Raw genomic sequence first — 9,252 nt, 5'->3', positions numbered from 1 at the left:
GAGGTTACAAGCTTGATGGCCGCTTCGACTGGCCCATGCTGTCTGTTCATCCTTTCCCATATGATCGGGTTGTACTTGATCCTATGGCACTCCTGGATGGCCTCTTCGATTGCCCTCGCAAACTCTGCTCTCAACGCGTCCATGATTTCCCCTGAAGTAGTCCATATGCCTATTTGGCCAAAGTAGCGTAGTCCACCCTTCTTGACGCGCGCCACCCCGATGAGGGCGGCTCACCCAAGGAGAAAAGCATGAACAACTACAACTGCGAATACGTTCGCCAGCATTACAACGTGCCGGCCGAGGTCGGGCGCCGAGTGACCGCCAACGGTAAGCCCGGCGTGATCATGGCCGACCGTGGCCACTACATCGGCGTAATCCTCGATAGCGATCCGAAGAAACGCATTCGCAACTTTCACCCCACCTGGGAAATGCAGTACGGCGATATTGCCGAGACCCTGCCGCTCAAAGAGTGGTTGGTCCTGCCGTTCAACCATGACTGGGATGATCTCAGCTGGAACAAAGAGGCCAGAGAAGACGTGGTCTGGGTATGGGCGGCACCCGAGGCCAGGCCAAGTACAAGGCCTATGAGCGGCTTCAGGACTACTGCCATAACATTAAGGCGATGCTGGGTTTCAAAGTCCGACGCGCCTGACCCGCCCTCACCTATTGCACTTACAGTTCCATAACCCAGAATTTGAATCTGTCGCTTCGATCATCCGTATGCACCCATGATGTTTGGCACACAGTACATCGATAGTTCGTGATGATTATCTTCGAGTGTCCGCTGGAATTGACGGTTGAGCTATCGAGCTCGGTCAAATGCCAATGCGGATATGGGTAGCCCTCTCCGCCTGGCCCCCTGAGCGCCTCGCATTCATCGCAAGCCATATCACTCCCCCTGCTCGACCTCATTTTGGGCGGAAACACAAATACCCCACTTCAAACAATCACGCCACCCTGGCGAGGCCAGAGGCTGCACGGAGATAACCAATGAGCACCTTTGCAGTCTTCGGCATGACAGCCGACGTAGCGCTGGCTGAGGCCAGGAAGATCACCAAGACCACCAGACCAAGCGGAAGGCCTGGCGCCCCCCCCCTGGAACTGACACTCGCTGAGTGGAACGAGGCCGTGGAAAAGCAGGCTGCGGCCATCTTCGACGGCGAGAAAGTAAAGCAGCTCAGCCAGCTGTTCGACGCGCCTCAGTACGCGCAGCAGTTCATAGAGCTGGCCAGGAAGGCTGGCCCCTGCCGAGACCTGCGGATCAGGGCAAAGGCCGTACTGACAGATGCCGAGGGTAAGCCGGTTATCAACCCAAAGACAAAAGCCCCTATGGTCGGCTGGTCCGACTGGCATCCGTCAACTGCAAAAGTGGCGTGACTTAGCGACCATCACCGCTGCCCTGGGCGAGTCAAAGGACCGAAACACCATCTGGCGACTGATCGCATATGCCCACTCGCTTGGCCCCGACGGCTCCGCGCCGCTCTTCGAAATTCCGCGCCACCAAATCGAAGTACCGCAAAGCGTGGCGCGCAAATTACGGCAAGCAGGCTTTGCCGAATCGCTCCAGATGAACGCCGAAGAAGACGGCGAAGCATAACCCGCCCTACTTGCTGCATCCGGATGCCATCGCGAATGAGAGTAAAGCCGTCTAGTTCAGGTTCAGACCTTTGTCGACTGAGTGAACATCCAACCAAGTGCAACGGCAGCAATGATAGGGCGTACTAGATCCGTTGCCGGAGCCGAACCAGCAAACACCTGCAGGCCGCTTGTTACGAAGACTGCCAATGCAGCAAGAATGCCCAGCACCGAAATCCAGCGGAAGTATCTTGGAAACATCGAGTAGCTCCTTTTAGAGGGGCACGATCGTAATTGCAATTAGCCACCACATCAACTATCGCTGCATCCAGCTACGGAGGGCGGCGCGCACCCGAGGTAATCGCAATGCCTGTACTTCACAGCATCATCCACAAGATCGACAAGAAGCCTGGCGGAAGCCCTGCAGTGCTCCACTACGCGGGCAGCGAACTGGCAGAAAGCGAAGTCCGCGACGACCTGATGCACCAGCTCAACGAAAGCTACAACGCCAAGCAGGGTAAAGCCTGGGGCCTGTTCCATCCTGAATCCGGTGCATACCCCTTCAGCGGCTGGCTGGCCAAGTACCTGGCCGACGGGGAAGACTTCATCGGGTTCAGTAATTCGGCGGTCGAGCACCTGACCAAGCTCATGGAGGAATCCAACCTCTCCGTAGGCGGGCACGCCCTCTTCTGCCACTACCAGCAAGGCCTGACCCAGTACCTGGTGGTTGCCCTGCTGCAGGAAACTGAAGCGGTGACCTTGGCTGACGGCCTCGCACTGGCTCCTGTTCGGCGCCTGGATCTGGACCACATCCACCTGGCCGCCCGCATCAACCTGAGCGAGTGGAAAGGCAACCCGAAGTCGCGCCAGTACATTTCGTTCATCAAGGGCAAGAACGGCCGCAAGGCGAGCGACTACTTCCGTGACTTCATCGGCTGCCAGGAGGGGGTCGATGGCCCAGGGGAAACCCGAACCCTGCTCAAGGCCTTCAGCGATTTCGTGGAAAGCGAGGACCTGCCGGAAGAGTCGGCCCGGGAGAAGACCCAGGCCCTGGTCAGCTACTCCATGGCGCAGTCCAAGCTTGGCGAGCCGGTCAGCCTTAAGGAACGATCCGAACTGATCGACGAGGATCGTCCCAAGGCGTTCTACGATCACATCCGCAACAAGGACTACGGCCTGTCGCCGGAGATCCCCGCCGACAAACGCACCCTCAACCAGTTCCGCCGCTTCACCGGCCGGACCGAGGGCCTGTCCATCAGTCGGGCGGCACCCTCACCCTGCGCGGCCTGCCAACCCAGCTTGTGGATCAGCTCAAGCGCAGGAGTCTTACCCTCCGGTGCTGCCCGTCAACGCCATTTCTGTTCACGTCTAAGGCGGGGAGATCGTCAGCACGGTGGATCCTGAAAACTCACCAGGCTCAACGGTTCCCTTGCTGAACAGGGTTGATTTGACTAGAACCGGAGTGGATAAACCTTCTTCAACGTTGATTGAAACACCATCTCCCGCAGGCTTGCCATCAATTGTAAGCTTTGAGTACAAGCTACCGTCTGCTCTTAGCTTGATCTCTGAAGAACCTCCTTTGTTTGCAGAGGCAATTACGCTAGACACTCCACTACATGTCAACTGAAGAGTGGTTGACGCCTCACTCCCATCAATCGCCACCTCACTAACATCCCTATGGTTTATTATAGTATTCCCTTTAATATCACACTGCAGTGCAGGCTTTATAACACGCACACAAGGCCCTACAGGGGCAACAACTCCACCCGACGATGAATAGGAGTAGCCTTGAGCAAATGAAATACAAAAGCTATCGCTTGTTTTATTGTCCTTTGGAACAAACAAACTACCTTTGAAAGGAATTGAAAATCCACGCCGCTGCATTTGATCTAGCACGTATGCCATTGAGGTGCTTGGCTTTATTCCTGACCAATAATGCGTACTTATTACTAAACCCCAGTATTGACCAGGAGCTTGCGCACCGACCAGCGACAGATGACACTCAGCAGCTGTCATGTCATTACAAAAACTATGACCACCTCCCTCCCAAGCTGTAACGGTAAAATAATAACGCACCCCACCAAACTCGTATCGACTCCCAGTAAACTCTATAGAAACAGCATTAGCAGTTTTAGTAACGAACCAAAGTAGGTACAAAAAAGCAGGCCAATAGAATTTATTTTTACTCACGCATACAACCCTCATACAACCCAGTCTAGAAATTGCACGATGCATGATACTTAGCGTTTGGGGGCTTGTTATCTCAGAGGGCGTCCGAAATATTTGTAGGAATATTCCGATAACCCGTAGTTTACCTGTCGGCAGGCAGTGCCTGTTACCCACCCCCACTATTGCTCGTACTGACTCAACGAATCACGCCAGCCAGGCCATGGCCATCGGCTACCCGGAGGAAACCCATGCAAGCAATCATCTAGGCTGCCTAACAGCACCAACCTGGTGAAGTGTCCGCCCACTGAAAAGACGATCGCCGCCGGCCGGGGCCGCCAGTTCAAGCAGCCGACCGTTGCCGAGGCCCCGCTGCACTTCACGGGCGAAGAACTGATCGGCGGCCACCGTGCCCGCGCTGATGCAGAAGCCTGCGCCCGGGTCTACTTTGCGCTGCAGGCGCTGGAAGCAAAGGCCTGACAAGCTATCTGATCGAAAGCTGACGTGACCTTCCACTGAGGTTGTGTCAGCTTGCAACAAGCTTCCAGCCCACTGCGCACACGCTCAAAAGGATGGTTGCTATCGCTGAAAACTTTACTGCTCTCACCCAGGGCTCGCCTTTTTTTATAGAGTCCCATTCACTACTGATCACTTTTCTGACCTCTTCCGTGAACGCCCTTAGTGTGTGCGGATGGTGATGAAGAGTGCCTTCGGGTCCAAAATCTAGTTTCTGTAGGGCCTCTAGAAGTCCCGAGTGATCCTTAGGGTTAAGTCGCATCCGGATGCGAAGAATGCAAGCCTGGGCTACCACAAACTCTTTGTACGTGGCCATTTCAACTTGCGGAACATCCTTCCCCGCGTCCCCAAGCATTTGCTGGTAGCGCAGGATCAGGGACGTGATAGACAGATGCGATACCAGTTCCGCCGCATCGTTTCTAAGATCGTTGATCCACTCCTGCCGAAACTCGGACACCTTATGGTCCTTGGCCAAGATCGTGACGAGTAGTGATGTCAGTCCTGCGATGAACGCAGCAGCAATTGCGCCAACTGCGGGATAACTGAGCGAAAGAGCTTCCATAACCACCTTCCTTGGCAGTCTCTGCCGACTATCTGGAAGCTCGTGATACCTCACCCCTTACCAAAACGCCAGCCCTGGTAATTGCGGCTGCCTGAATTCCTGCATGCTCAATGCCGTTCTGGGTGCAGCCCGTAGCTATCGCGCTGAGCGTTGCACAGCAAGAAAAACAATAGCCCCGAGGTACGCAGAACAGCGGGCACGTGAGCGTGCCCGCAAACTGCATAGCAATAAGAAAAATGGAACAAACTTAAGATACTAAAAATCTATATCTTCAACCGCCCTTCTTTTCGCTTGAAGGCTTGGATGGTGGAGGGCTCGGTGGAGTTTTTGGTAGTACGTTTTGAATAACCTTTGGATTGATACCATCTTGGGCAATCCCACGCACCCCACCTGAACCATTAGCGCCGCGTTTGTCGTTACTCATTTTACACCCTCTTCAATCGGACTAAAATTTACTTTTTATCACGAGCCGGTGGACTTGGCGGAGACGAAGGAGGACTCTTAGGAAGAATATTCCTCGGCATTATCGGATTAACATTCAGCCCCTCATTTATACTTTTACGAAGAACTTCTTCAACAATTTTTTGTTTATCGCTAGACATCCGACTCATCCTCTATCTTATTAAGAAACTCCGTCCACAAAACATCCGCAGAAGAAATCAACATAAATTCAATCCCTGAAGCTTGAACATACTCGCCATCTACAATCCAAGTAGGAAGCTGCATCAAGTAGTGTCCTTTTTCTGAGTTTGTTGGCCAAGACCTAGGGTAGCCAGCTAAACGTCGCCCATCAAGAAGCTGCAAAACAATTGCTCTATCTTTTAGCGTCCGATGAGCAAACCCCCAATCAGAAAGGTCGGCCGATCTATGAGTCAAGTTTAGCTTTCGGCATAGCGTGTACAAAATATCGTTATTCGCAAAATATGCGAGAGCGAGCCCCATAAGAACTGCTAGGCCAGCGCTACACAGCGGCAAGACTTCATTATTCCACTCGCCAAATGAATACCACTGCCCAACCCATATAGCAGAAGGCTCAACACACCCAACAACAAATTGAATGATCGCAGTACCAATTAAGGCTTGGACAACTCGTTCAAACTGCCCTGGCTTCGGCGAATCAGAAAGCCAGTAAAAAATAAATGTCGCCAAAAAACCCGGCAAAACCAGCTCCAAAAATGGAATCGCCTTTCCAAACAAGTCATCCATTCAAAAAAACCCATCAAAAACCACACTCACTCGTGTAGCTAACAAATGCTGAACGTGCCATTCGCTTAACTCGCACCAAGCAATACCCTCCAGCGACATTCTTTGCAAACTCAAAGAGGTAATACCAGTGCCCAGAGAAATTAAAACCCAGCGGTACACCTTCAAAAATGCTGCAGGGAAACGGCCGTTTTCATCTACGACAACTGCGAGTACGAAGGCCGGGTCAATGAAATAGGTGAGCTTGCCGACGAGATCGCTGAAAAACTCAATTGCTGGACGGAGTGAGCCACCCGGCGAGGAGGCGACTGCACAGACCTATCCAAGGCCTAGCTGAAAAAGATACTGGAGACTGCTTGCAACATAGCAGTGAATCCAGCGAAGAGCGCGGCCCACTTGTTCCACTTGGACTGGAGTCTTGCCGTCTCCAGCACATCGACATGAACACCGTTGGAATCGTCGATTAGTGCAGCCGCGAGCATTCCATCGCGATCTCGCCTGTTCGGATCATAAAGGACACGCGCTGTTGCAGAGCGAATCCAGAACACTCCAGAGATCAGCGTCAGGACGCTAACTGCAGCCGTTAGGCACCACTGAACTTGCATTTTCACCTCCTCGTTGTGTGCGACGAGTCTATAGCAGCGGCATCGAAGCCGCGACCATGGCCTGGCACCTATAGCGCATGCGCCGCAGGGCAAGAAATCCAGCCAGGAGCACATTTGTACTCCAACCACAAAACCTCCCCCCTACCCCTTCAAGTCAGCCGCTATAGCGGCCAAGGACGAAGTCATGCCTGAAGAAAGAACGGTAACCATCCCGGCCCGGGAACAGCACGCGGGCCAAGCATCAATCACCGTGACACTGCCATGGGTGTGTCGTAAATGCGGTGCACCACGGGGCGAGCCATTCACATCGATGAGCTGGGAAGGTTTGATGCGGCGCACGAGGCGGCAGGAGTTGAAAAAGCTGATTTTCAGATGCGAGATTTGCGAGCGAAGGCCGGCACCGACAAAGCGGAATCCAGTGGCGACATATTGCTAGCAAGAGATCAGTTCAGGCACATCACGGTGGTGATGGCCGAGAACTACATCCGCAAACGAATAGGCAACAAGGTCACGCCTACACAGTGAGTTGCGGAGCAGTATTTGAAATGGCGGAGCTGTTCAGGATGAGGCTCACTCAAAAAAACCGTGCAAGCCCTTGAAATAGATGGTGCCCGAAGCCGGAATCGAACCGGCACGCCCTTACGAGCGGGGGATTTTAAGTCCCATGCGTCTACCAGTTTCGCCATTCGGGCGGTAGCGCGATAACGCGACACTGGAGTGGTGAATTGGCATCAGGCCATCCAGTGCTTGAAGCAGGGAGTGGAATATATACATCCCGCCCTTGTGAAGCAAGGTCGAAACCGGCAAAAAAACCTGCTTCCACACCCGCTGCCGAGCGTAAAAAAACACTGTAAATCAGCGATCTACAGCACCGTTTCAAGGATCAGCGAGCTGTCGTCAAGCCTTTCACGGTCTCGCTCGGCGGCCGCAAGACTAACATGGCACCTTTAGCCAACCAACTGATTTTTAACGACTTATCCTGAATCATCAGCCTCGGGCGACGTCTGTGCCGGGGCAGTGCTTACGCCTCAGCGGAGAAACTCAGCGAAAGCTTGAGCGCGTCGTCCTTGCTGGCGGCCTGTTCGGTCTGCAAATGCGCCGCGAAATCCTGCTCCGCGGGCGCCTCGGGCGCTTTGACCTGAGCAACCGAACGGTTGTGCTCCAATACCTTCGAAAGTTGGGCGTAGCTGTAGTTGGCGGGGCGAGTATTACCAATGTTCATAGGGGTCTTCCTTGAAGTCTAAAGACGAGACGAAGTGCACAAAGCTTCGGACTTTATCCGAGCCCCACGCCTGAAAGTCGCAAGGGCACCAGGGGATGGTAATAACCCGCAAGAGACGGATCAAGAACCTGCGAAGTTCGCCCAGTACACATGACCTCGCCATCCATGAACCGGTAAAGAGTCACAGATACTGGGCGAACTGCATAACGCTATTCGCCTGGAATAACATGTTCAACTGTCAGCAATGAGGAGCTTGCGCTGCTCAGCCTGCGTAGTTGCTGAAACCACCGGCGAAGGCCCGACGCCCGGCCCGGAGTTCAGTGCGCAACTCGCCAATCAGGTTGGCGATATCACGAACGCTGTTGAGTTGCGCCGTCGACACGCCGTTGAGCAACAAGTCCACCCGTCCCGATTCGGCATCGTAAATCTTGATGGTCAGGGAACCGTTGGGGTTCATGCGGCAGGAGCAGGAAAGGGGGAGAAAGCCGGACTCCACTATGTGGCAAAGCTCGCTGGTCGAGAACATGGCTTTCTCGCTTGAGTGGGGGTTGTTGGAATTTTCCCGTTCAGAATAGGCCCGTATTCACTTTTGTGTATCAGAAAAAAAACGCCGAAGTGTTAACTGCCTCGCAGTTATCGTAGGCGATAGCCATATTCCGGCAGCCTCGACCCAAGGGATATTCTTGTATATTCAGGCTGTTTTTTCTTCGAACTGCGGCGTAGTTTCCAATCCATGAACCCGATCTCACAGCCTGGCCAGACGACAATTATTACCGCCTTCATCAGCAAGGTGGGCTAGCGGCCGTTCCGGCCGCCAACAACCCGCCTCGGAGGCGGGGCTAACGACCACTCTTCTGAGGCAACCACCCTCAGGAGAAAAGCATGAAGCCTTCATCCCCCGCTGTTCTGCATTTGCTATGCGGCAAGATTGCCTCGGGCAAGTCCACGCTGGCCAGGCAACTGGCAGAAGCCCCCGGCAGCGTTCTGATCTGTGAAGACCAGTGGCTGGCAGGCTTGTATCCGGACCAGATCCACTCAATCGCCGACTACCTGCAGCATGCCCAGCGCCTGACCAGCGTGCTGGAACCATTGGTGATTGCGATGTTGCGCGCAGGAACCTGCGTCGTGCTGGACTTTCCCGCCAATACCGTCGCCCAGCGAACCTGGTTGCGAGCCCTGGCCGATCAAGCGGGAACCCGGCATCAGTTGCATGCATTGAATGTCGATGAAGAACTGTGCAAGGCCAGGCTGCGTGAACGCAATCGCTTAGGCGATCACCCCTTTACCACCAGCGATGAGCAGTTCGAACGGATTAGCCGCTATTTCGTGCCGCCCCTGGCCGATGAGGGGCTGAACATCATCCAGCACTAGGCCGCGAGGCGGGCAACGGTCGAGCAAGCCAG

10 protein-coding genes, 1 tRNA gene and 3 pseudogenes are annotated in these 9,252 nt (G+C 54.1%); 6 read left to right on the top strand and 8 right to left on the bottom strand.

Annotation, left to right across the window (positions count from 1 at the left end):
- The first annotated feature begins 248 nt into the window (after window positions 1–248).
- Both LXM55_RS01125 and LXM55_RS01120 read left to right on the top strand, forming a co-directional pair.
- Window positions 249–652, top strand: a pseudogene (locus LXM55_RS01125) (hypothetical protein).
- A gap of 338 nt (window positions 653–990) precedes the next feature.
- Window positions 991–1,377: a hypothetical protein gene (locus LXM55_RS01120; protein ID WP_233317788.1), complete on the top strand. Its 387-nt coding sequence runs from the start codon at window positions 991–993 to the stop codon at window positions 1,375–1,377.
- 282 nt (window positions 1,378–1,659) lie between these two features.
- Here the strand turns inward: LXM55_RS01120 and LXM55_RS01115 are convergent, their stop codons facing one another.
- Complete coding sequence (locus LXM55_RS01115; protein WP_170003564.1) at window positions 1,660–1,836, bottom strand: hypothetical protein; 177 nt, start codon at window positions 1,834–1,836, stop codon at window positions 1,660–1,662.
- Window positions 1,837–1,941: 105 nt separating this feature from the next.
- On the opposite strand from LXM55_RS01115, the pseudogene yejK reads away from it, so the two are divergent.
- Window positions 1,942–2,900: pseudogene (gene yejK, locus LXM55_RS01110) on the top strand (nucleoid-associated protein YejK); the annotation flags it as partial.
- 43 nt (window positions 2,901–2,943) lie between these two features.
- Here yejK and LXM55_RS01105 read toward each other — a convergent pair.
- Window positions 2,944–3,765 (bottom strand): MrpH family fimbial adhesin, encoded by an 822-nt coding sequence (locus LXM55_RS01105; RefSeq protein WP_233317786.1) that lies wholly within the window; start codon window positions 3,763–3,765, stop codon window positions 2,944–2,946.
- A 267-nt stretch (window positions 3,766–4,032) separates the two neighbouring features.
- Between LXM55_RS01105 and LXM55_RS01100 the strand changes: the two genes are divergently transcribed.
- On the top strand, window positions 4,033–4,221 hold the full coding sequence (locus tag LXM55_RS01100; RefSeq protein ID WP_233317784.1) for a hypothetical protein: 189 nt from the start codon (window positions 4,033–4,035) through the stop codon (window positions 4,219–4,221).
- 46 nt (window positions 4,222–4,267) lie between these two features.
- On the opposite strand, the gene LXM55_RS01095 is transcribed toward LXM55_RS01100, so the two are convergent.
- The 3 genes from LXM55_RS01095 to LXM55_RS01085 form a co-directional block, all read right to left on the bottom strand.
- Window positions 4,268–4,819 carry a hypothetical protein gene (locus LXM55_RS01095; RefSeq protein WP_233317782.1) on the bottom strand — a complete coding sequence of 184 codons (552 nt, stop codon included), beginning with the start codon at window positions 4,817–4,819 and terminating at the stop codon, window positions 4,268–4,270.
- A gap of 594 nt (window positions 4,820–5,413) precedes the next feature.
- Window positions 5,414–6,025, bottom strand: coding sequence for a DUF6338 family protein (locus LXM55_RS01090; RefSeq protein WP_233317780.1), 612 nt, complete (start codon window positions 6,023–6,025; stop codon window positions 5,414–5,416).
- Window positions 6,026–6,351: 326 nt separating this feature from the next.
- On the bottom strand, window positions 6,352–6,627 hold the full coding sequence (locus LXM55_RS01085; protein ID WP_233317777.1) for a hypothetical protein: 276 nt from the start codon (window positions 6,625–6,627) through the stop codon (window positions 6,352–6,354).
- 318 nt (window positions 6,628–6,945) lie between these two features.
- Here LXM55_RS01085 and LXM55_RS01080 point away from each other — a divergent pair.
- Window positions 6,946–7,152 (top strand): annotated as a pseudogene (locus tag LXM55_RS01080) (integrase); the annotation flags it as partial.
- Window positions 7,153–7,232: 80 nt separating this feature from the next.
- On the opposite strand, the gene LXM55_RS01075 reads toward LXM55_RS01080, so the two are convergent.
- The 3 genes from LXM55_RS01075 to LXM55_RS01065 all read right to left on the bottom strand — a co-directional run bounded on the left by LXM55_RS01075 (window position 7,233) and on the right by LXM55_RS01065 (window position 8,375).
- Window positions 7,233–7,319: transfer RNA gene (locus LXM55_RS01075), tRNA-Leu, on the bottom strand.
- Between the two features lie 329 nt (window positions 7,320–7,648).
- Window positions 7,649–7,849, bottom strand: coding sequence for a hypothetical protein (locus LXM55_RS01070; protein ID WP_233317773.1), 201 nt, complete (start codon window positions 7,847–7,849; stop codon window positions 7,649–7,651).
- A 262-nt stretch (window positions 7,850–8,111) separates the two neighbouring features.
- Window positions 8,112–8,375, bottom strand: coding sequence for a DUF1652 domain-containing protein (locus LXM55_RS01065; protein ID WP_233317772.1), 264 nt, complete (start codon window positions 8,373–8,375; stop codon window positions 8,112–8,114).
- A gap of 356 nt (window positions 8,376–8,731) precedes the next feature.
- Between LXM55_RS01065 and LXM55_RS01060 the strand changes: the two genes are divergently transcribed.
- Window positions 8,732–9,220, top strand: coding sequence for an AAA family ATPase (locus LXM55_RS01060; protein ID WP_233317769.1), 489 nt, complete (start codon window positions 8,732–8,734; stop codon window positions 9,218–9,220).
- The last annotated feature ends 32 nt before the right edge of the window (window positions 9,221–9,252 follow it).

Origin of the sequence: Pseudomonas sp. Au-Pse12 (genome assembly GCF_021341665.1) — a bacterium.
GTDB lineage: Bacteria > Pseudomonadota > Gammaproteobacteria > Pseudomonadales > Pseudomonadaceae > Aquipseudomonas.
This window is presented reverse-complemented; position numbering and strand designations above follow the sequence as displayed.

Coding starts and splice junctions, on each gene's coding strand:
- LXM55_RS01120 (WP_233317788.1), top strand. CDS start 991: ATGAGCACCTTTGCAGTCTTCGGCATGACAGCCGACGTAGCGCTGGCT.
- LXM55_RS01115 (WP_170003564.1), bottom strand. CDS start 1,836: ATGTTTCCAAGATACTTCCGCTGGATTTCGGTGCTGGGCATTCTTGCT.
- LXM55_RS01095 (WP_233317782.1), bottom strand. CDS start 4,819: ATGGAAGCTCTTTCGCTCAGTTATCCCGCAGTTGGCGCAATTGCTGCT.
- LXM55_RS01090 (WP_233317780.1), bottom strand. CDS start 6,025: ATGGATGACTTGTTTGGAAAGGCGATTCCATTTTTGGAGCTGGTTTTG.
- LXM55_RS01085 (WP_233317777.1), bottom strand. CDS start 6,627: ATGCAAGTTCAGTGGTGCCTAACGGCTGCAGTTAGCGTCCTGACGCTG.
- LXM55_RS01070 (WP_233317773.1), bottom strand. CDS start 7,849: ATGAACATTGGTAATACTCGCCCCGCCAACTACAGCTACGCCCAACTT.
- LXM55_RS01065 (WP_233317772.1), bottom strand. CDS start 8,375: ATGTTCTCGACCAGCGAGCTTTGCCACATAGTGGAGTCCGGCTTTCTC.
- LXM55_RS01060 (WP_233317769.1), top strand. CDS start 8,732: ATGAAGCCTTCATCCCCCGCTGTTCTGCATTTGCTATGCGGCAAGATT.